The following is a 20513-nucleotide window of genomic DNA, read 5'->3' as shown; positions in this document are numbered from 1 at the left end:
TCTGCCCGAAACCTCATCCCCGGCCAGAGCCAGGGGCGAGGCAACCGCATACTTTCTCCCACCACGGCGCGACAGCGACGCTGGACCGCTAGTCCAAGGCGTCACGCGAAAGGAGAGTCAGGCGCGGGAGATCTGGATCATCTCCTCGCGCGGCACCACCTTGATGCGTTCGCGCACCACGCCATCCGAAGCTGCGGTTTCCGACCAGGATGCGCCCAAGGCTTCCTCGTGGGCGTTCAGCTTGTTCCAGCCTTCCCACGTGGTGTATTCGATGCCGCGTTCCTCGAGGAGGTCGATGATCGCCTGCGGGTCCGGGTTCTGCGCCGGCGGCAGGGTGAGCCGGTCCTCCAGGAGGAAGCCGATGGTTTCCAGGGCGTCGCCCTTCGTGTGCCCGATCAGGCCGACCGGACCGCGCTTGATCCAGCCCGTGGTGTAGATGCCCGGGACGGGGTTCCCGTCGGCGTCGAGGACGCGGCCGCCCTCGTTGGGGATGACGCCGCGCTTGGCATCGTATTCCAGTTCGTCCAGCGCGGAGCCGTGATAGCCGATGGCGCGGTAGACGGCCTGCACCGGGTAGTCGATGAACTCTCCCGTGCCCTTGACGTTCCCGGTGCCGTCAAGCTGCATGCGCTCGAACTTGATGCCGGCAACCTTGCCGGACCCGCCGTCATCGTAGATCTCGACCGGGCTGTGCAGGAAGTGCAGGTGCAGCCGGCGGGAGGACGGCTGCTCAGACTCGGCGTGCTCCTCGACGAGCCAGTTGGTCATGGTGTTCACCATGGTTTTGGTCTGGTTGTTGCTCCGGATCGCGTCGTCGGAGGCCTCGTCGAATTCGAAGTCTTCCGGATACAGCACGATGTCGACGTCGCGGGCGTGGCTGAGCTCGCGCAGCTCCAGCGGCGTGAACTTCACCTGGGCGGGACCACGGCGTCCGAAGACGTGGACGTCGGTGACCGGCGAGTTCTTCAGGCCCTGGTACACGTTGTCCGGGATCTCGGTGACGAGAAGCTCGTCGGCATGCTTCACCAGCATCCGCGCCACGTCCAGGGCCACGTTGCCGTTGCCGATCACCGCGATCTCCTTGGCATCCAGCGGCCACTCGCGGGAAACGTCCGGGTGCCCGTCGTACCAGGACACGAAGTCCGCCGCGCCGAAGGAGCCCTCAAGGTCGATGCCGGGGATGTCCAGGCTTGCGTCCTTGATGGCACCGGTGGAGAAGATGACGGCGTCGTAGAAGGCGCGGAAGTCGTGCAGCGTGAGGTCCCGGCCGTACGTGACATTGCCCAGGAACCTGATGTCCCCGCGGTCCAGGACCTTGTGCAGGGCGTTGACGATGCCCTTGATGCGCGGGTGGTCGGGCGCCACACCGTAGCGGATCAGGCCGTAGGGTGCCGGGTAGGCCTCGAAGAGGTCGATGCTGACCTCGAAGTCGCCGTCCTTGACCTCGTTGGACTTGGTCAGGATGTCCGCGGCGTAGACGCCTGCAGGTCCTGCGCCGACGATCGCGACGCGGAGCGGGCGCTTGGCCGTGGATTCAGCTGTGTTGGACACCGTAAGCCCTTCCGGAACGGGAGACCGCGCCCCACCGGCGCGCAGTTTTCAATTCTAATTGTCCGCCCGGCCGGGTGCCCCACCCGTGACGGCGCACGGCGGGCCGTGACGGCACGCGGCGGGTACCGCATTATTACGACGGCGGGACCGGCTCGCCCGGCGCCGGCACCGGTTGCGCCGGCACGACCCGCCAGCGGCGCCGGCGCCGCCCGCGGCGGCACGGCGCTCCCGGCTGCGCAGGCGCAGCCGGCACGGCGCTCAGCCGCTTTTGCGCAGGGCCACCACGTTGCCCTCGCGGTACAGCAGCGCGCGCAGTTCCGATTCCGCAGAATCCAGCCGCTTGGGATCGATGGTCTCCCCGGCCGCGAAGTGGTCCAGCAGCCGGGGGTCCACGTAGCTCTTGCGGGCGATCGACGGCGTGTTCCCCAGCACAGCTGCCGCCTCCATCATGGCCACGCTGATGGCCCGCTTCCGCTTCACCTCGGTTTTCTGCGGCCCACTGCGGGCCAGGCTGACGGCGGCCGCTGCGGTGCCCCGCAGGGTCCGGAAGTCCTTCGCCGTGAAGTCGTCGCCCGTGCGGTCCTTCACGTAGGAGTTGATGTCGGCGCTGGTCACAGGGTGCCAGGTGCGGCCGTCCTTATAGGCCAGCAACCGGGCGTTGGGCCCGCGCCGCTTGAGGGCCTGCGCCAGCGGTGCGAGATCCGGGTCCACAATCTGGGACTCCCAGGTTTTGCCGCTTTTTGCCGGGAAGCTCAGGTACAGGGAACCCTTGCGGACGCGGACGTGGGCGCACAGCAGGGTGGCCAGCCCATGGCTGCCGTTTTCGTTCGTGTACCGTTCCGACCCCACCCGCAGCGAGCCGCTGTCCAGCATCCTAAACGCCGCGGCCAAAACGCGCTGGCGGGTGACGCCGTCGGACCTCAGGTCCATGGTGGCCAGCCGCCGGGCGGTGGGCAGCGACTCGGCGAGCTGGAGGGCGCGGTCAAATTTCAGGCGGTCTTTCCGTTCGCGCCATTCCGGATGGTAGATGTACTGCCGGCGGCCCACGGCATCCAGCCCCGTGGCCTGGATGTGCCCGTTCTCGAAGGGCGCTATCCACACGTCTGTCCACGCCGGCGGAATGCCGATGCTTTCCAGCCTGTCCCGGACCGGTCCGGGCGGCAGCGTGGAGCCGTCCAGGTCCCGGTAACTGAACCCCGTGCCGGCCCGGACCCGCCGGTATCCGCGGCCCGAAGCGTTGCTGTGGCGGAGCCTCATGGGACCTCCCGCCCGCGCTGAACCGTACTCATAATGGCAAGCCTACTGACTAATTTGCTTTTGCAGGCACCCCTCGGTCGATCGCAGGCGGAATACTGCTCCTGAGCGTGGTGTTATGGGTCTTGTGCCTAACCCCGACGGATCCGTCTCCTCTCCTGTTTCAACCGCCCGAACACCCGGCGCCGCGCCCTCCGGGATAAGCCGCCCCGGCCAGCCCGGAACGGCCGGTTCGTCCGGCGCACCCGGTTCGTCCGGGACACCCGATTCCCCGGGCGCACCGAAGGCGGTGGACAAGGAGACGACGGCGGGAATCCTGTTCGGCATTGGGGCGTACGGGCTGTGGGGGCTGCTCCCGCTGTACTTCTTCGTCCTGCAGCCGGCAGGTGCCGTGGAGATCGTGGCCAACCGGGTGGTGTGGTCCCTGATCTTCTGCGCCCTCCTGATCACGGTGACCCGGGCATGGCGCGTATTGGGCGCCGCCCTGCGGAACCGTTCCGTGCTCGGGACCCTGGCGCTCGCCGCCGGCCTCATCGCGGTGAACTGGCTGACGTATACCTACGGCGTCACCACAGGACAGGCGGTGGAGACCTCACTGGGCTACTTCATCAACCCCCTGGTCTCCGTCCTCCTCGGCGTGTTCGTGCTCAAGGAGACGCTCAGGCCGCTGCAGTGGGCCGCCGTCGGAATCGGTTTCATTGCCGTGGGGGTGCTGACCGTGTCCTACGGGAAGCTGCCCTGGATCGCCCTGACCCTGGCCGTCAGCTTCGGCCTCTACGGCTTCGTGAAAAAGCGGGTGGGGCCGCGTGCCGATGCCATCACGAGCCTCACCGTGGAGTCGATCGTCCTCACTCCCCTGGCAGCTGCCACGATGATTTTCCTCGCGGCAAGCGGGACTGCGACGCTGACCACCCACGGGCCTGTGCATTTCTGGCTGCTTCTGGCATCCGGTGTCATCACGGCGGTGCCGCTGGTGTTCTTCGGCGCCTCTGCCCGCCGGCTGCCGATGACCACCATCGGACTGCTGCAGTACTTCGCACCGGTGCTGCAGTTCATCGTGGCCCTGGTGGTGTTTGGCGAGGCCATGACGCTGGAGCGCTGGATCGGCTTCGGCGTGGTGTGGCTCGCCCTGCTGGTGCTCACCGTCGACATGCTGGCCGCCACGCGGAAGAGCGCTGCAGCCAAGCGGCTCGCCCGCCGGGAAGCGCGAGCGGACACTTAAGCCCCTTCAGGAAGCGCGAACGTACAGTTGTGGCCCCAATTCTCCGCGAATTTGGGGCCACAACTGTACGTTCGCGCTCAAGCCTGGGGAGGCTCAGGGGGCGGAGTCGGCGCGGTCGTAGTCGCGCGGCACAACCACCATGGGAACCGGCAGGGCCCGCAGCACCTTGTTGGCCGTGCTGCCCAGGAACATGCGGTTCTTCTCGGCCAGACGCGAGGAGCCCACGATGAGGATCTCCCCGTCGTCCCATTCGAGCCCGTCGATGGCTTCCTCGATGGTGCGGCCGTGGGCCACAGCCACGCCGACCTCATGCCCGGCCGGCACCTTCCCCGACGCTGCGGTCAGCACGGTGTTCGCGTGGATGTGCGCGGCGTTGATGGCCTCGCCGGCGTCACCGGCGGTGTCGAGTACCACCAGCGATACCAGCCGCAGCGGCACGCCCCGCCTCTTTGCTGCCCTGATGGCGGTTTCGATGGCAGCCTCGGCACCGGCCCTCTGCCCGACCGCCAGGGTGAGGCGGGTAACGGGTGCCGTCCGCTGGTAGCCGCGCGGCGCGAGGGCCACCGGAACCGGCGCCGCGTGCAGCAGCGCATTGGCGACGCTGCCCACCGTGTACCGCTTGAACAGCCCCTCGCTGGCGGCGCCCACAGCAATGAGCCCGGCGTCGTACTCGACCGCAGCCTCGATGAGCCCTGCCGCAAAGGAATCGGCCTCGCGCACATGGAATTTCGCCGGCAGGCCCTCCGGAACCAGGGCCAGGCCCGCCCGTTCGGCCGTCAGCACCTCCTGCTCCGCGGCGCTGACCCGGCTGCCCTCCGGGTTGAGGGCAACATACGGCGCGCCCGGCTTCACCACGTAGACCAGGTCCAGTTCGGCGCCCTGGGCCAGGGCCAGCGACGTGGCCAGCGCGACGGCGTCCGCGCCCCGTTCGGTGGGTGTGTAGCCGACAACGTATCGCATGCGAAACCCCTCTTTGGGTATGGCAGCCCGGCGCCCGGATCCCGGCGGCGCCCCGGCCTGCGGCGGAAAGTGCAGTGGTGAGGATGACTCTACCGCGGTCGACGGCGGGAACAACGACGGCGGGCCGGGCACCTTTTGGTACCCGACCCGCCGTCGTCAATCCCGTGCGTTCAGTGCGAACGTACAGTTGTGGCCCTTGTTTTGCACCCGATTGGGGCCACAAGTGTACGTTCGCGCCTGGTAAGCGCTGGAGCTATGCGTTGGCCTTGATGGCCGCGGCGAGCACCTGCAGTCCGTCCAGCAGCAGCTCGTCGCTGATCACCAGCGGCGGCAGCAGGCGGATGACGTTGCCGTAGGTTCCGCAGGTCAGGATGATGACGCCTTCCTTGAGGCAGGCGGCGGCAACGGCTTTGGTCAGCTCCGGGTTCGGCTCCTTCGTACCGGCCTGGACCAGCTCGATGGCGAGCATGGCGCCGCGGCCGCGGATGTCGCCAATGACAGAAACTTCACCGGCGAGCTCGCGCAGCTTGCCGAAGGAGAGCTCCTCGATGTGCTTGGCGCGGGCGTTGAGGTCGTACTCCTGCATGGAACCGATGGAGGCCAATGCCGCGGCGCATGCCACCGGGTTGCCGCCGTACGTGCCGCCGAGGCCGCCCGGGTGGACGGCGTCGAGCAGGTCCGCACGGCCGGTGATCGCGGACAGCGGCATGCCGCCGGCGATGCCCTTGGCCATGGTGATGATGTCCGGCACGATGCCCTCGTGGTCCACGGCGAACCATTCACCGGTGCGGCAGAAGCCGGACTGGACCTCGTCGGCGATGAACACGATGCCCTTTTCCTTGGCCCACGCGGACAGCGCCGGCAGGAAGCCCTCGGCCGGGACGATGAAGCCGCCCTCACCCTGGATCGGCTCGATGATGATGGCAGCCACCTGGTCGCCGCCGATCTGCTTCTCGATCGCGGTGATGGCACGCTTGGCGGCCTCGGCACCGGTGATCTCCGGGTTTTCCTCGCGGAACGGGTAGCTCATCGGCATGCGGTAGACCTCGGGCGCGAACGGGCCGAAGTTGGTCTTGTACGGCATGGCCTTTGCGGTCAGCGCCATGGTCAGGTTGGTGCGGCCGTGGTAGGCGTGGTCAAAGGCGACGACGGCGTCCCGGCCGGTGGCCAGGCGGGCCACCTTGATGGCATTTTCCACGGCTTCGGCGCCGGAGTTGAAGAGGACGGTGCGCTTCTCGTGGGTACCGGGGGTGAGCCTGTTCAGCTGCTCGGCGACGGCGACGTAGCCCTCGTAGGGGGTGACCATGAAGCAGGTGTGGGTGAAGTGCTCCACGGCCTCCTTCACGGCACCGACGACGGCGGGGTCGGACGCGCCCACGCTGGTCACCGCGATGCCCGAGCCGAGGTCGATGAAGGAGTTGCCGTCGACATCATGGATGATGCCGCCGTCGGCGTCTGCGACGTAGACCGGAACGCTGGAGGCGACGCCGGCGGCGACCACTGCCTTGCGGCGTTCGGTCAGGGCGACGGACTTGGGGCCCGGGAAGTCGGCCTGGACGCGGCGCTTCTGCTCGAGGCGGTAGGTGATTTCGTTGGCAGTGGTGGTCATGGGGTTTCTTTCTTTACTGAATGGGGCGCCGGTGGCTGGGCCCACGCCGGCAGGGTTCCCTGGCCGAGCGGAGCGAGGTCAGGGTGCCGGTGGGGATGGTCAGGCATCGAGTGCGGACATCACGTGCTTGATGCGCGTGTAGTCCTCGACGCCGTACATGGACAGGTCCTTGCCGTAGCCGGACTGCTTGAAGCCGCCGTGCGGCATTTCGGCGGTGAGGAGGATGTGCGTGTTGATCCAGACCGCGCCGAAGTCGAGATCGCGGCTGAGGCGCATGGCCGTGCCGTGGTCGCTGGTCCAGACGCTGGACGCCAGGGCGTAGTCGACGTCGTTGGCCAGGTCGACTGCTTCCTGTTCCGTGCTGAACTTCTGCACGGTGATGACCGGACCGAAGGTTTCCTTCTGCACGATGTCGTCGGTCTGCTTGGCGCCGGTGATGATCGTGGGCTCGAAGAAGTACCCCTTCTCCCCTGCGCGGTGGCCGCCCGTTTCGATCCGGCAGTGCGCCGGCAGTGAGTCGACAACGGCGCTGACAGCCTTGAAGTGGTTGGCGTTGTTCAGCGGGCCGAAGTAGTTGTCCTCGTCGTTCTGCGAACCGGTGTGCAGGGTCTTGGTGTGTTCCACCATGGCTGCCACTAGGTCGTCATGCACCGAGTCCTCGGCCAGGACGCGGGTGATGGCCGTGCAGTCCTGGCCGGCGTTGAAGAAGGCGAACTCGGCGATGGCCGCGGCGCTCTTCTTGATGTCGGCGTCCTTGAAGACGATGGCCGGGGCCTTGCCGCCCAGTTCCAGGTGCGCCCGCTTGAGGCCCTTCGCGGCGCCCGAGGCGACCGCGATGCCGGCGCGGACGGACCCGGTGATGGAGACGAGGCCCGGGACCTTGTGCTCCACCATCAGCGCGCCGGTTTCGCCGGTGCCGAGGATGACGTTCAGGACGCCGGCCGGCAGGATGTCCGCGGCCAGGCGCGCCAGGACCAAGGTGGATTCCGGTGTGGTGTCGGACGGCTTCAGGACCACGGTGTTGCCGGCGGCGAGCGCGGGGCCGATCTTCCAGATGGCCATCAGGAACGGGTAGTTCCACGGCGCCACCTGCGCCACAACGCCGATCGGCTCGCGGCGGACGAAGGACGTGTGGCCCTCGAAGTACTCGCCGGCGGACTTGCCTTCGAGGATGCGTGCGGCTCCGGCGAAGAAACGCAGTTGGTCGGCACCGGCGGCGACTTCCTCGGACGCGATCAGGGAACGGACCTGTCCGGTGTTCCGGTGCTGGGCATCGACGAGTTCGTCGCTGTTGGCCTCGATGGCATCCGCGAGCTTGAGCAGCATGAGCTGCCGCTGCCCGGGGGTCACGTGCTTCCAGGACTTGAAGGCGTCCTTGGCAGCGGCCATGGCGGCGTCCACGTCGGACTGCACTGATACCGGGGACTTGGCCACGACGTCCCCGGTCACGGGGTTCACGATGTCGATCAGGGCCGCGCCCGCAGGCGTGACGAACTCTCCGTTGATGAAGTTCTGCAAGGTTTGAACCACGGTGTACAACCTCTTTCGTCCTGGATGGTGTGATGCGGCTGACTCGAGCCTATTCCAGGCCAACACCCCGGGGAATAGCCACCTGCACACCCTTGAACGTCTGCTTTAGTGCGATCGGCTAGCCTCCGGCTACCCTTGATCCATGGCAATTTCCCTCGCGGCGCTGCTGGCCGTGCAGTCTCTGGGACTCAAGAAATCCAGCCTCGCGGAGACCACCTCGCACCAGGACATCCGCTGGGTTGCGGTGACCGAACTGGAGGACCCGCAGCGCTTCCTCAACGGCGGCGAACTGGTGCTGACCACCGGGCTGCGCATGAAGAGTGCGCCCGAACAGCGCCGCTTTGTCCGCCAGGTCCAACGCGCCGGCGCCGTGGGGATCGGCTTCGGCGTGGGCCTCTCGCATGACGCCGTCCCGCCGGCATTGATCGCCGAGGCGAACCGCTGGGGACTGCCCGTGGTCGAAGTGCCCTACGGCACGCCGTTCATCGCCATCAGCAAGCTCGTGGCAGATGCCCAGTCCGCAGACCACTACTCGAAGCTGGAGCGGCTGATTGCCGGGCACCAGATCCTGGCCCGCGCGCTGCTTACCGGCGGTGGCCTCGCCGAGCTCCTCCGCCACCTGGGCGGCATGCTTCGCACCGATATCGCCCTCACCCAGTTCACCGCGCAGCTGTACAACAGCAGCAATGAGCCGCCGTCCGCTGATTCCTGGACCACCTACCCGATCCCCACCGGCCGCCGCGATGCCTGCACGCTGTGGGTGAAGCAGCCGTTCGAGGACTCCGGCATCATCGGCTACGCGCAGAACCTCATCAGCGTGGAGCTCAACAACATGGTCAAGCAGCGCCAGGCGGAGCGGGCGCTCTCCGGCCAGGTGCTTGAGGACGTCATCCACGGGACCCTGGACCCCAGCGAGGCCCACCGCCGCCTTGCCGGGACGGGCATCAACAGCACCCGCAAGAACGTGGTGATCCTGGCCGGATCCGAGGCGCACCACAAGCAGCTGGTCAGCTCCTCGCTGCCGCAGGCGCTTGAGAACGCGGTGAGTGCCGTCGTCGGAAAGGACCTGGTGACCGTGGTGGCCGACGACGGACGCGGCGCCACGGTGCTGGCCAAGAGCCTCAGCGACCACCTCGCCGAGGCCGGCATCCACGCGACCATCGGCATCGGGGGTGCCTACACCAAGCCGAACGGCCTGCGCTGGAGCTACTTCGAGGCACGCGATGCGGCCAGCCATGGGCTGCCGGTGAACGAGCCGGAGCGGCTCAGCCTGACGTCCCTGCTCCTGGCCAGCGAGGACGTGCCGCTGGCGGACATGGCCAATGAATCGCTGGACCCGCTGCGCAGCTTCGATGCCGCCCACGGCGCCGAGCTGATGGCCACTCTGGAGAGCTACCTGAACAACAACGGCTCCGTTGCCGCCGTCGCCGAAGCCCTCACCCTACACAGGAACACGGTCCGCTACCGGCTGGCGCAGATCACCGAACTCACCGGGTACGATCCCTCGGTCACCGCGGACCGCGTGCAGCTGTGGCTGGCCCTGGCCGTCGCCCGGCTCGGCGCACGTCACGCCGGCTGAGGCCGCGCGCTGAGTCCTCCGTGCGCTGAGGCCGCGCGCAACGGTTACAGGCGTCCGCGGGCGAAGCCGTCCAGCCGGAGTGCGAGTTCAACCGGATTGCTCAGGGCAACCAGGTGTCCGCCCGGCATTTCGTCTATCGTCAGGCAAGCCGGACCTGGGCTACGCGCCGTTGAAAGTCCACCGGGAAAAAGCGGTCATCGCGGCCGATGAGGACCTTAGTGGGCACGTCCGGCCAGCGGCCGATCTCGCAGGGCTGGCCGAAGGGGGTGTCAGATGGAGCGCGCTGCTCGCTGGCGCCCGCGGCGGCTACTTCCGGGGGAACGTCGTGCAGGAAGTGCACCTGCTCATCGAATTCGCCAGTGCGTCCGTTGAGCCGGTCGTTGAGCTCCCGTGCCTCGGGCTGGCCGGTGGCCTCCCACCACTGGCCCGGCGTCTCACCCGGTAGCGGGATCATCGGGTTGAGCAGGACGATAAGCTCCACCGGCACCCGTCCCGCGACGACCGGCACCGTAAACGCGCCCAGGGATTGGCCCACGAGGATCACGTCGCGGTGGGCACCGATAGCCGCTACGACGGCATCGGCGTAGTCCGGCAGTCCCAGCCGGGGGTCGTCCTCGCGGATATCGACCGGAAGGGCCTGGTGTCCCAACCGCTCCAGTTCCGGAACCAGCCGGTGCCAGTACCAGCCGGCTCCCCCGGCGCCCGGGACAAGAACGAAAGTGCTCACGCGTCCTCCATGCCTGGTGCCGCTGCGTCCGGCCGGACCGCGGCGCCTACTCAAACCGCACGACGTCCCAGTCGAGGATGCGCGGCTCTGCGAGCCCTTCGGTGGCGAAGGGGTCACCGGCGATGAAGCGTTCGGCCTCCTCGCGGGACGTGAAGATCCCCATGGATGCGCCGGCAGGATCCGGAGTTTGGAAGGGGCCGAGAGCAACAAGCCCGCCGCCGGCGGCACGGAACTCCTCGTAGTAGGCCTTGTGGCGGGGGAACGTTTCCAGCACGCGGGAGCGGTCAACGCCCTCACGAAGGCTGTAGATCACCACGGATTCCATGGACGCGATCCTACCGGCCGCTCCCGGCGTCGCGGGAGGGATTTGATGGGGTCAGGATTCCACGATCACCGTCCCCGCGGCTCCGTCTACAGTGACGGTGTCCCCGGTACTGATCCGCAGGGTTGCGTCGGGAACACCGACGACGGCGGGAATCCCGTATTCGCGGGCCACTACGGCACCGTGGGAGATAGGTCCGCCCATTTCCATGACCAGCGCTCCAGCGGTCATGAACAGCGGCGTCCATCCCGGGTCCGTGGACGGCGCCACGAGGATTTCACCCGGCTCCAGGTGCGCGCCGGCCGGGTCCAGGATGACTCTGGCTTTGCCTGTCACGGTACCGGCCGAGGCCGGTGCCCCGGCCAGGGCTCCCGTCTGACCCGACGACGGCGCCCGGGCCTGCCCGGCCATGGCCGCCTCGACGTCGGTACCGTCGGAAAGCAGCAGGCGGGGAATGTGCCGGCGCCGCATCTCGCGTTGGTAGTTCCGGCGGCGCTCTTCGACGAGGCCGTGCAGGTCGCCGCCACGGAGGCCGGCGCGCGCTTCGGCGAGGTCCAGGAAGAAGACGTCGTCCGGCACCGGGATACGGCCCGCGGCTGCGAGGTCCTCGCCCACCTTTTGGAGCTGGTGGCGGAGGACGGCGAAGGCCATGATCAGGCGGAACTTGGGGTGCTCGCGCATTCCGGCGGTTTCTCGTGCACGCCGCAGGCTGTGGGCAACGGCTCTGCCGAAAAGCCTGCCCCTGGCGCGGGCAGCGCGTGCTGCCAGTTCGGCGGCCTTGGCTTCGGCCTTTTCCGCAGCCAACCGGAAGACCCGGTCCGGGGCGAGGTCCGGGTCCGCGAGCTTCAGGTAATTGGCCAGGACGTTGATGATGTGGGCGGGATCCTCGCCCCAACGGGGAACGCCGAGGTCAATTTCGGCCACCGAACGGTGCCCGTACTTGTCGAGGAAACCGTGCAGTGCGCCCTGGCAGACGGCCGGCAGCGTCCCGTCGAAGTAGCGGCCCGCGAGCACCTGCGGGTCCTCCCCAGTCAGTGCGCGCACGGACTCCGGGTCCTCCCGGACAGCGGTGGTTACACGCCAGAGCTCCAGGTCCATTTCCGTGGTCACGTTGTGCGGCAGGCCGCGCAGCACGGCCTGCAGGTCGCCAGCCTTGGCAAGCCTTCCCAGCAGCAGCCGGGCCAGGCCCAGCCAGATGTACCCGGCGGCGGCCGGCGGCAGTACCCGCATCACGCCGGGGATGATGTCTTTGGTGAGGCCCCGTTCCACGAAGTCCAGCCTCATGGCGCCTGAGGCCGGCTCCGGCAGGACCAGCGTCCGGTCCATGTCACGGTCCGATGCTTGGACCCGCTCCAGTGCGGCATCGGGCTTGGCCATCGCGCGCAGGATCTGACCGATCAGGCCCAGGCGGTGCGGGGCCCGGAATTCCGCTTTCAGCGACGTCAGGCTGGATGCCCTGCTGACGGCGAAGCGTGGGTCTGCGGCCAGGTAGGCCAGCACGTCAACGGATCTGGCATCGGCTACTTTCATGGCTCTCAGCAGGCCGCGCCTTCCGCCCTTGCTGCGCAGCAGGGGGGTGACATCAACGTACATGCGCATCCCGATCTGGGCGGACCGGTAGGGGGACGTTCCCCTGCCTGCTGACCGGCTGCTGTCGCTCATCAGGCTGAAGGATGCCTGCCCCATCGGTGTCAGCGGCCGGGTCAGCCCCTGCAGCAGGCTCGCGCACAGGTAAGCCCGGACCCCGCCGTCATCGTTGGAAAGCTCCGGGAGGGGAAACAGCGTCGTGATCGGACGGGACTGCACCACCCGGATCCCGCCGTCCGGCGCGATCGCCCACTCCAGGTCCTGGGGCTGGCCGTACAGCTCCTCGGCCCGGGTTCCCAGCCTGGCCAGCGCGCGCACCTGCCCGTCCGTCAGACACGCCTGCCGCCCCCCGTCGTACGGCTGCGACAGATCCCGCCGGGGCACCAGCCGCGTCCCGCCGCCCGGGGCGGGCCGGCTTTCGACGAGTCTGTCGCCCAGGCTCCGCCGGAGGATCCGCCCGGTGGCGGTGTCGACCGTGAACTGATCCGGGTTCACGGCCCCGCTGACCAGCGCTTCACCGAGTCCGGGCGCTGCGTCGATCACGGTTTCCTTGCGCCGGCCGGTCAGCGGGTTGGCCGTGAAGAGCACGCCGGCGACGTCGGCATCCACCATTTCCTGAACGACGACGGCGATGCCCACCTCGCGCTGATCCATCCCGTGATCGGCGCGATAGGCCACCGCCCGGTCCGTCCACAGGGAGGCCCAGCAGCGGCGGACCGCATCCAGCAGGGCATCCGGCCCGACGACGTTGAGGCAGGTGTCCAGCTGGCCGGCAAAACTGGCTTCCGCGAGGTCCTCTGCGGTGGCGGACGACCGCACGGCCACCGGGGTGTCCTCGCCCAGACCGGAGTAGGCGGCAAGGATGGCTTCGGTGGTGTCCTCGGGTATGGACGCCGACGCCAGCCTGCTGCGTGCCAGCTCCGCCGGCCCGAACGGATCTACCCCCGCCGCGTCCGCCACCTGCCGGTACACCCCGGTGGTGACGCAAAACCCCTGCGGGACCGGCAAGCCGGCGGCCAGGAGCACGCCGAGGTTGGCAGCCTTGCCACCCACTTCAGGCAGCATGGCGGTATCCACGTGGGCCAGGCTGATCACAGGGCCCGCCGGCCTGGGTTCATGCCGGTCCGCGGGCTTGTCCATCGGCCGTTCCCCTATGCAAGCCCGCGCCGGATCAGCTTCCGCGACTTGCGGTGCGCCTTGCGGTACTTGGCTTCGGCTTTGGCCGCGCTCTTCTCCTCCCGCTTCAGCAGCGAACCGTAGGCTGCGGCCACCGGTTCCGGCAGGTCGGGGCCGCCGGCGAGCTTTCCCAGGAAGATCCGCGCCACCACGCCGTCGTGGTGGTCGCCAAGGATCTTCTGCTGTTTGTGCGCCGCCTTGGCCAGCCTGGCGGCGCGCCGGCCAAAGACCGGGTCCATCGTCTCGGCCGCATGCCGCAGCCGCTTGGCGTCCTTCCGCACCTGATGCAGGGCGGTTTCGTGCGCCGTGGCGTCCCTGTGCCCGATGTCCGGCCTTTCACCGGGGCTGTTCTTGACCCGCAGGGCCGATTTATGGGCGCGGCGCAGCCGTTTGGCCGACTTGCCCACCAGCTTCCGGGCGGCCTTGCGCGCGGGCGCCGCCGACGGCCGGACAGGCGGATGGTCGCGGAAATCCTCGAGGTCGTCGAGGAGGCGGAAGTAGCGGTCGGTCAGCAGCACCTCCAGCGTCCTGCGGTAGCCCGCGTCCAGCCTGGTCCCCAGTTCGCGCTCGATCCGCTGTTTCACCTCGTCGGCCCCCTCCCCCGGCGGAAGTTTGCCGAGGCTGGTCCGCAGCCGGTCCTGCATGACTTCGGCGTCGCGGGGCGTACCGAGGATCCGGCCCAGCCACTTGAGCTCGTCACGGAGCCTGCCCACCGCGCCCCCGCCATAGAGCTTCCGGTAGACCCCGAGGGCCGACCGCATGCGGCGAGCGGCCGACCGCATCGCATGGACCGCATCCGGCTCCTCCAGCCGGACCCGGGCGTCGTTCGCCAGCATTTCGTCGATCTGCCCGTCCAGGTATTCGCTGACGACGGCGGACGCGGGCCTCTTCTTGTCCGGTTTTCCGCCGCCGGGCTGCTTTGCTCCGGCGTCCGACGCACGGGTTTCCGGCAGGCTTTCACCGAGCGCACGGCGCAGCTTTGACTCATGTGCTGACGGCCGCGCACCGGCCGCGGCCAGGACCTCGGCAGCGGCTGTGAACAGCTCCGGCTTGCCGTGAACCAGCTCGAGTTCCCATTCGCGCCACTGCAGCTTCTGGTCTGCCTGCTGCGGGCCCGCCCGCCGGAGAAGCTCTGCCTCCACAGTGTCGTCCAAAAGGTCGGCAAGGTGCACGCCGTCGTCCCCGTACAGCGCATGCGTGATGCGCCGCGTGTTCAGCCGTGCCACGGGCACGGGGTCCGATCCGCGGAGGTAGGCGTGCAGGTGGGCCAGCAGTTTGGCGGGAACGACGTCGGCCTGGCCCAGGGGGGCGTGGATCTCCTGGCGGGGACCGGGCCCTTCAGCCGTTGCGGGTCCCGGCGGCAGCTTCACGTGCCAGCCGGCGTCGGTCCCGCCGGCGCGGCGCCGCAGGGTGATGCGGCGGGCCGCGAGAACCTGGTCCTCCGTGTCGAAGTAGACAGCTTCAAGCTGGGCTTCGCGCGGCTCGCCTGCCCGGCCCACGCCTGGAATGGCGGCAAGGTCGGGCACCGTCGTGCCCGCGTCGACGTCGTACTTCTTCTCGGTTTCCAGGCCTTCGGCTGTCATGGCTGGGCGGCGTCCTTTCCCCTTGCCGGGTTGCTGCGCGCGATGCTCCTGCTGGCCCGAGTCTATGCCCCGGCCGAATCGGGCCGCGAGAGTTTCCCCACAAAGTTCTAGACATCAAACGTCTTACGTCTAACGTTAAGGGATGGCGACCACCTCTTCAGCACCCCCGGCCCTGGCAACCCCTTCGGCAAAGCCCCGGGCCGCCGTCGTCGCGGGCGTCATTGCCCTGGTGCTCATCGGACTGAACCTGCGGGCCGGGATCACGGGCGCTTCCGCCCTGCTGCACGACCTGCAGCAGGTCCTGGGCTACGGGCCGCTGGTCGCCTCACTCATCCCCTCGATTCCCACGCTGTGCTTCGCCGTGGCCGGGGCCGCGACGTCGTGGCTGACCGGGAAGGTCGGCGTCGAAAAGGCCATCCTGCTCGCCCTTGCCATGCTGGCAGGCGGGCTCCTGGTCCGGGGCATTCCCACCACCGGCATGCTGGTGGCCGGCACGGTGATTGGGATGTCCGGACTGGCTGTTTGCAACGTGTCCATGCCGTCCTTCATCCGGGAGCATTTCGCCGCCCGCACTTCGCTCATGACCGCCGTCTACACGGTGACCATGACCAGCGGCGCCACCGTCATGGCCGTGGTGGTAGTTCCCCTGTCGCAACTGCTCGGGTCGCCGTCGGCCGGGCTGGGCGCCATCGGGATCCTCGCCCTCTCCGCCTTTCTGGGCTTCCTGCCCGTGACGCTGCACGCCCACCGCAACACTGTCCGGAAATCCGCCGGGCACGTTTCCCCGTGGCCGCTGCTGCGCACCAAGACCGGCCTGCTGCTTACCGCCATCTTCACGCTGCAGGCGTTGCTGGCTTATGCCTTGCTCAGCTGGTTCCCCTACATGCTCACCACCATGGGCCTCAGCGCGGCGGACAGCGCCCTCATGTTCGGCGTCATGCAGCTGGTCTCGGTTCCGGCCGGCATGCTGCTGATCGCCATCGGTTCCCGGCCCCGGATGCTGCGTCCCGCCGTCTACCTGGCCACCCTCACCATGACGGCCGGCATTGCCGCGCTCCTGTTCCTTCCCGTCTCGCTGGCCGTCATCCCGGCGGTGCTGCTCGGCTTCGGCCTGGGCATCTTCCCCCTGGTCATGGTGATCATCAGCCGCAGTGGCCGGAACACCGCCGAGACAACGGCACTTTCCACGCTGGCGCAGTCCACCGGCTACCTCCTGGCCACCGTCGGCCCGTTCGGCATGGGCCTGCTGCACAGCGCCACGGGCAGCTGGATGCTGCCGCTGGCACTGCTCCTGGTCGTCGCCGTGGTGCAGATCGTGGTGGCACACCTGCTGAGCAGCGGCCGCACTGCCGGAGTGAGCGCCTCCGGACCCCGGGGTGCATCCGCGGGTGCATCCGCCGGTGCAGCCTCCCGTGGGGCCTCCGGGGCGAACGCCGGCGGAATGAAAGAATAGGACACCATGACCCTGAGCACGTCGCACCGCCCGCCGCTGGCGGACGAAGTCACTGCCAAACTCCGCGAAATGATCCAGACGGGCGAATGGCCGCTGCAGCAGCGCATCCCGTCCGAAACGGAGCTCATGTCCGGACTCGGAGTGTCCCGCGGGACGCTCCGTGAAGCCGTCAAGGCGCTGGCCCACAGCGGCATGCTCGAGGTCCGCCGCGGAGACGGAACCTATGTCCGCGCCACCAGTGAAATCTCCGGGGCTGCCCGCCGGCTCTACCAGGAACACACCAACGAACACGTCCTCGAGGTCCGCGTGGGGCTGGACACCCAGGCCGCGCGCCTCGCCGCCCGGAATGCCACACCCGACGACATCGCCGCCATGCGCGCGCTGCTCGCAGAGCGTGATAAGGCCTGGCACGCCGAGGATTACGCGGGCTGGGCGCGCGCCGACTGGGGCTTCCACGAGCGGCTGGCACAGGCCTCCGGCAATCCCCTGCTGCACGAGCTGTACGTCAGCTTTAGCGACGTCTTCCACGCCGACCTGCTGAAGCAGCACCTGCGCCCGGGCTTCAACGGCCTGCCGGACGCGGGCCACGGGGAACTAGTGGACGCCATCGAAGCGCATGACGGCAACGCGGCCGTGGCCAGCGTGCACCGGAACCTTAACTCCTGCTCGGAGTGGCTGCAGGAGTAACAGGCTTTCTCCTCAACAGGGAACATCAGTAGGCTTATCAATTAAGCCAGTCGTCTGATTGACCTGATGAGTAGGAGTTCCGATGGCCCGAACAGCCCGACCGTCCGAGCAGGATCGGCCCCAAGAGGTCATGCCCGGTCCTCTCACGCCCAGCACGGCGCCGCCGAAGAAAGAGCATAAACCGCCCCGGGAGCTGTGGTCCGACGCCCTCGGGAGGGTGGGAATCCGGTGCGCCCAGGTGCTCCTGATACTCGCCGTCGCCGCCGTGTCCGTGTACGGCCTTCTGCAGGTCCGGCTGCTGGTCATTCCGGTGCTGATCGCGCTGATCCTGGCCGCCGCGATCGGCCCGTTCGTCAATCTGCTGCGGCGCCGGGGAATGCGGGGCGGGGCCGCCACGGCCGTGGCATTCGTGGCCCTGCTGATCCTGCTGGCCGGCATCGGCACCGTGATCTACTTCTCCGTCCGCAGCCAGTGGACCGAGCTGGTCCAGCAGGCCTCCAACGGGCTCGACCAACTTGAGGACTTCCTCCTCTCGGGCCCCCTCGCCCTGGAGCGCGAGCAGCTGGACCAGGCCCGGGAAGGCGCCGTCCAGTTCGCCACCAGCAGCCAGGTCCGCTCCGGTGCCATCACCGGCCTGTCCATGGTCACGGAGTTCCTGGCCGGCGCGACCCTCATGGTGGTGATCCTGTTCTTCTTCCTCAAGGACGGCGCGAAGATCTGGAACTTCCTGCTGCGGCCGTTCTCCGGCGAACGGGAAGCCCGGCTGCGGCGCGTTGGCAAGCGGACGCTCGAGGTCCTGGGCGGCTACGTCCGCGGCACGGCCATCGTGGCACTGGTGGATACCGTGGCTATCGGCGCCGCGCTGCTGATCCTGCAGGTGCCGCTGGCCGTTCCGCTGGCCATCATCGTGTTCATCGGCGCCTTCGTTCCCCTTGTCGGGGCAACGGTGGCCGGGATCCTCGCCGCGCTGGTGGCTCTTGTCGCCAACGGACCGGTAGTGGCGCTGATCGTGGTGGCGGTGGTCATTGCGGTGAACCAGCTCGAAGGTGACCTGCTGCAGCCGATCGTCATGGGCAAGTCACTGCAGCTCCACGCCCTCGTCATCCTCATGGCCCTGACGGCCGGGACCATCCTGGCGGGGATCATCGGAGCCGTCCTGTCCGTGCCGCTGGCCGCCGTGGCATGGGCGATCATCCAGGTCTGGACCGCCGAGGACCCCCACCTCCAGGACATGAACCCCGACCTGCCGCCGGCAGACACCCAGCCGACGTAGCCACACCTGAGTCACCCAGCAGACGGAGGGTGGTACGCGCACGACGGCGGCCGGGCACCCAAGTGCCCGGCCGCCGTCGTGCGTTTATCCCCTAAGCGAAATGCCTCAACGCAGACCCTTGAACACATTCTTGGGCCGCTGCATCTCGCCGTGCTTGGCGCCGAGGACGATGACAGAGGCCGCGAAGGCCGGGATGGCCCACTGCAGCGCCTTCAGCTGCTTCTGCGCCGACTGCAGCTTGGCCGACGCGCCGGCACGGGGCTCGGTGGCGCCTTCGGCACCCTCGTCGGCCAGCTTGTCCACCTTCTTCCCCAGCATCCCTGCGTACAGGGTGACCGCAGCTCCCGCCACCGTGACGGCCGTCTTGAGCACGGTGTCCCGGGCGACGCCCTCCTGGCTTGCGATCCTGTCCTTGTTTTCCAGCGCAATGAACAGGTCCGCCAGCAGGTGGGTTCCGAAGGCAGCCGCCTGGACGGGAGCCCATCTCATCCAGCCCCGGCTCGAGAGACGCGTGCGCTCGGCCGGGTCCTTCGCCTCCGCGGCGGCCCCATTGAGGCCGACCGCACCCATCAGGGAGCCGCCAAACCAGGCCGCTGCCGTGAGGTCGTGTACTGACCGCGCAAAAAGATTTCCAGCCATGATGTCCTTCCTAATCACGAGAGATTCAATCCGGAGCAGTGGCTTCCGCGGACCCCGTATCCGGGTGCCCGCCAGCCCTACCAAAGACGTGGTCCCCACATGGTAAGCACACTTACTAACGTTACGGTAGCCCGTAATATCAACGGTTCTGTGCGTAAAATCAACGCCATGGGATCAACAGGAACACTCTTCGGCTGGGCATTCGGCGACTCCGAACGCGAGGACGACCAGGCGTACGTGGACGGGCTGAAGCGTGAGGCCCTGGCAAACGCCACGCAGACCGCCCAGAGCAAGGGCTTCGGCGTCGAGCCCGGTTCGGAGGCGTTCACCGTGCTCAGCGCGGGCGACGCCCTCGTGGACATCGAAACGGCACCGGACGACCTCGTGGTGCGCTGCACGGTGAGGCTCGTGGGCGAGGGCTCGGAGCGGATGCATGCGGAAGGGCCGATGAACGGCTAAGACGGCATAAAGGCCCGGGACCGGGCGCTGCGTAAACGGATAAGCGGAGGGCATGACAGACAGGGACTCGACGATCAGCGAGGCGGCCGACGCCGCGGAGGCTGCATCGAACACCAAGGCGCTCGACGTCGTCGCGCGCTCCGGTTTCGCTGTCATGGCCCTGCTGCACATCATTGTCGGCGCCATCGCGATTGCCCTGGCCTTCGGTCATCCCGGGGAGGCCGACCCCACCGGCGCCATCGAACAGCTGGCCGCGAACCCCTGGGGGCCGGCACTCATGTGGGCATGCATGGTGGGATGCGCCGGGCTTTCCCTCTGGCAGCTGAGCGAGGCCACTCTCCGGGCCCGCCACCTGCCCCGCAAGGAACGGATCGGGAAGCTGATTTCGTCCGGCTTCCTCGCGATCGCGTACGGCAGCGTCGGGCTGAGTTTCGCCGGCTTTGCAGTGGGGCTTCGCGGTGATTCCGGCGAGTCCACGCGGGACGTGAGCGCAGCGCTGCTCAGCAATCCGTTCGGCGGAGTGATCCTCAGTGCACTGGGTCTGACAGTGATCGGTGTGGGCATCTACTTCGTGGTGAAGGGCGTCCGGCGCCGGTTCAAGGAGGAGCTCCACTTTGACGGCAGCCGCCGGGGCAAACTCATCGACTCCCTTGGTGTAACCGGACACGTGGCCAAAGGCATCGCGTTGTTCCTCACCGGGCTCCTTTTCGCCATCGCGGCCGCCAAGCGCAGCCCCGAGGAATCCACCGGCCTCGACGGCAGCCTGAAGGCGCTGCGCGACCACGAATACGGCCCATACCTGCTGTTCGCGATCGGGGCCGGCTTTATTTGCTACGGAATGTTCGCCCTGGTCCGGTCAAAGTTCGGCAGGATGTAACTACGGGAAAGCTCTGGCTTTGGGA

Annotated in this window: 17 protein-coding genes; 7 read left to right on the top strand and 10 right to left on the bottom strand. The window is 68.1% G+C overall.

Annotated elements, in window-relative coordinates:
• Positions 1–117: 117 nt before the first annotated feature.
• Complete coding sequence (locus ACFTR6_RS17960) at positions 118–1551, bottom strand: FAD-dependent oxidoreductase (RefSeq protein ID WP_076801042.1); 1434 nt, start codon at positions 1549–1551, stop codon at positions 118–120.
• Positions 1552–1809: 258 nt separating this feature from the next.
• Positions 1810–2808, bottom strand: coding sequence for a DNA topoisomerase IB (locus ACFTR6_RS17955; protein WP_377958862.1), 999 nt, complete (start codon positions 2806–2808; stop codon positions 1810–1812).
• A gap of 115 nt (positions 2809–2923) precedes the next feature.
• Here ACFTR6_RS17955 and rarD point away from each other — a divergent pair, with 115 nt between their 5' ends.
• Positions 2924–4027 carry an EamA family transporter RarD gene (gene rarD / locus ACFTR6_RS17950; protein WP_377958861.1) on the top strand — a complete coding sequence of 368 codons (1104 nt, stop codon included), beginning with the start codon at positions 2924–2926 and terminating at the stop codon, positions 4025–4027.
• 93 nt (positions 4028–4120) lie between these two features.
• On the opposite strand, the gene ACFTR6_RS17945 is transcribed toward rarD, so the two are convergent.
• The 3 genes from ACFTR6_RS17945 to ACFTR6_RS17935 all read right to left on the bottom strand — a co-directional run bounded on the left by ACFTR6_RS17945 (position 4121) and on the right by ACFTR6_RS17935 (position 8126).
• On the bottom strand, positions 4121–4987 hold the full coding sequence (locus ACFTR6_RS17945) for a universal stress protein (protein ID WP_377958859.1): 867 nt from the start codon (positions 4985–4987) through the stop codon (positions 4121–4123).
• A gap of 253 nt (positions 4988–5240) precedes the next feature.
• The gene (gabT, locus tag ACFTR6_RS17940) at positions 5241–6596 is read right to left on the bottom strand and encodes a 4-aminobutyrate--2-oxoglutarate transaminase (RefSeq protein ID WP_377958858.1); all 1356 of its coding nucleotides are present in this window, start codon (positions 6594–6596) and stop codon (positions 5241–5243) included.
• Positions 6597–6695: 99 nt separating this feature from the next.
• The gene (locus ACFTR6_RS17935) at positions 6696–8126 is read right to left on the bottom strand and encodes an aminobutyraldehyde dehydrogenase (protein ID WP_377958857.1); all 1431 of its coding nucleotides are present in this window, start codon (positions 8124–8126) and stop codon (positions 6696–6698) included.
• Between the two features lie 142 nt (positions 8127–8268).
• Here ACFTR6_RS17935 and ACFTR6_RS17930 point away from each other — a divergent pair, with 142 nt between their 5' ends.
• Positions 8269–9705, top strand: coding sequence for a PucR family transcriptional regulator (locus ACFTR6_RS17930; protein ID WP_076801032.1), 1437 nt, complete (start codon positions 8269–8271; stop codon positions 9703–9705).
• A gap of 139 nt (positions 9706–9844) precedes the next feature.
• Here ACFTR6_RS17930 and ACFTR6_RS17925 read toward each other — a convergent pair whose 3' ends face one another.
• The 4 genes from ACFTR6_RS17925 to ACFTR6_RS17910 are packed head-to-tail and all read right to left on the bottom strand — an operon-like array spanning position 9845 to position 15100.
• Positions 9845–10432 (bottom strand): alpha/beta fold hydrolase, encoded by a 588-nt coding sequence (locus ACFTR6_RS17925; protein WP_377958856.1) that lies wholly within the window; start codon positions 10430–10432, stop codon positions 9845–9847.
• A 46-nt stretch (positions 10433–10478) separates the two neighbouring features.
• Positions 10479–10757 (bottom strand): YciI family protein, encoded by a 279-nt coding sequence (locus tag ACFTR6_RS17920; protein WP_076801028.1) that lies wholly within the window; start codon positions 10755–10757, stop codon positions 10479–10481.
• Positions 10758–10808: 51 nt separating this feature from the next.
• Positions 10809–13481, bottom strand: coding sequence for a PEP/pyruvate-binding domain-containing protein (locus tag ACFTR6_RS17915; protein WP_377958855.1), 2673 nt, complete (start codon positions 13479–13481; stop codon positions 10809–10811).
• Positions 13482–13492: 11 nt separating this feature from the next.
• Positions 13493–15100 carry a CHAD domain-containing protein gene (locus tag ACFTR6_RS17910; protein ID WP_377958854.1) on the bottom strand — a complete coding sequence of 536 codons (1608 nt, stop codon included), beginning with the start codon at positions 15098–15100 and terminating at the stop codon, positions 13493–13495.
• Positions 15101–15242: 142 nt separating this feature from the next.
• On the opposite strand from ACFTR6_RS17910, the gene ACFTR6_RS17905 reads away from it, so the two are divergent.
• The 3 genes from ACFTR6_RS17905 (at position 15243) to ACFTR6_RS17895 (ending at position 18513) form a co-directional block, all read left to right on the top strand.
• Positions 15243–16553 carry a CynX/NimT family MFS transporter gene (locus tag ACFTR6_RS17905; RefSeq protein ID WP_377958852.1) on the top strand — a complete coding sequence of 437 codons (1311 nt, stop codon included), beginning with the start codon at positions 15243–15245 and terminating at the stop codon, positions 16551–16553.
• A gap of 6 nt (positions 16554–16559) precedes the next feature.
• A complete protein-coding gene (locus ACFTR6_RS17900) occupies positions 16560–17240 on the top strand; it encodes a FadR/GntR family transcriptional regulator (protein WP_377958851.1) in 681 nt (226 codons plus the stop codon).
• 130 nt (positions 17241–17370) lie between these two features.
• Complete coding sequence (locus ACFTR6_RS17895; RefSeq protein ID WP_377958850.1) at positions 17371–18513, top strand: AI-2E family transporter; 1143 nt, start codon at positions 17371–17373, stop codon at positions 18511–18513.
• 105 nt (positions 18514–18618) lie between these two features.
• On the opposite strand, the gene ACFTR6_RS17890 is transcribed toward ACFTR6_RS17895, so the two are convergent.
• Positions 18619–19152: a hypothetical protein gene (locus ACFTR6_RS17890; protein ID WP_076803769.1), complete on the bottom strand. Its 534-nt coding sequence runs from the start codon at positions 19150–19152 to the stop codon at positions 18619–18621.
• A gap of 168 nt (positions 19153–19320) precedes the next feature.
• Between ACFTR6_RS17890 and ACFTR6_RS17885 the strand changes: the two genes are divergently transcribed.
• Together ACFTR6_RS17885 and ACFTR6_RS17880 are read left to right on the top strand one after the other, a co-directional pair.
• Positions 19321–19611, top strand: coding sequence for a hypothetical protein (locus ACFTR6_RS17885; RefSeq protein ID WP_076801016.1), 291 nt, complete (start codon positions 19321–19323; stop codon positions 19609–19611).
• A gap of 52 nt (positions 19612–19663) precedes the next feature.
• Positions 19664–20488 (top strand): DUF1206 domain-containing protein, encoded by an 825-nt coding sequence (locus ACFTR6_RS17880; RefSeq protein WP_377958849.1) that lies wholly within the window; start codon positions 19664–19666, stop codon positions 20486–20488.
• The last annotated feature ends 25 nt before the right edge of the window (positions 20489–20513 follow it).

Source organism: Arthrobacter sp. NPDC057009, assembly GCF_042673905.1.
GTDB lineage: Bacteria > Actinomycetota > Actinomycetes > Actinomycetales > Micrococcaceae > Arthrobacter.
Note: the sequence above shows the minus strand (reverse complement) of the source record. Positions and strands in the feature narration are given on the sequence as shown.

Bases quoted from the DNA above. Each gene is read 5' to 3' on its own strand.
- ACFTR6_RS17955 (WP_377958862.1), bottom strand. From the start codon at position 2,808: ATGAGGCTCCGCCACAGCAACGCTTCGGGCCGCGGATACCGGCGGGTC.
- rarD (WP_377958861.1), top strand. From the start codon at position 2,924: ATGGGTCTTGTGCCTAACCCCGACGGATCCGTCTCCTCTCCTGTTTCA.
- ACFTR6_RS17945 (WP_377958859.1), bottom strand. From the start codon at position 4,987: ATGCGATACGTTGTCGGCTACACACCCACCGAACGGGGCGCGGACGCC.
- gabT (WP_377958858.1), bottom strand. From the start codon at position 6,596: ATGACCACCACTGCCAACGAAATCACCTACCGCCTCGAGCAGAAGCGC.
- ACFTR6_RS17930 (WP_076801032.1), top strand. From the start codon at position 8,269: ATGGCAATTTCCCTCGCGGCGCTGCTGGCCGTGCAGTCTCTGGGACTC.
- ACFTR6_RS17920 (WP_076801028.1), bottom strand. From the start codon at position 10,757: ATGGAATCCGTGGTGATCTACAGCCTTCGTGAGGGCGTTGACCGCTCC.
- ACFTR6_RS17915 (WP_377958855.1), bottom strand. From the start codon at position 13,481: ATGGACAAGCCCGCGGACCGGCATGAACCCAGGCCGGCGGGCCCTGTG.
- ACFTR6_RS17910 (WP_377958854.1), bottom strand. From the start codon at position 15,100: ATGACAGCCGAAGGCCTGGAAACCGAGAAGAAGTACGACGTCGACGCG.
- ACFTR6_RS17905 (WP_377958852.1), top strand. From the start codon at position 15,243: ATGGCGACCACCTCTTCAGCACCCCCGGCCCTGGCAACCCCTTCGGCA.
- ACFTR6_RS17900 (WP_377958851.1), top strand. From the start codon at position 16,560: ATGACCCTGAGCACGTCGCACCGCCCGCCGCTGGCGGACGAAGTCACT.
- ACFTR6_RS17895 (WP_377958850.1), top strand. From the start codon at position 17,371: ATGCCCGGTCCTCTCACGCCCAGCACGGCGCCGCCGAAGAAAGAGCAT.
- ACFTR6_RS17890 (WP_076803769.1), bottom strand. From the start codon at position 19,152: ATGGCTGGAAATCTTTTTGCGCGGTCAGTACACGACCTCACGGCAGCG.
- ACFTR6_RS17885 (WP_076801016.1), top strand. From the start codon at position 19,321: ATGGGATCAACAGGAACACTCTTCGGCTGGGCATTCGGCGACTCCGAA.
- ACFTR6_RS17880 (WP_377958849.1), top strand. From the start codon at position 19,664: ATGACAGACAGGGACTCGACGATCAGCGAGGCGGCCGACGCCGCGGAG.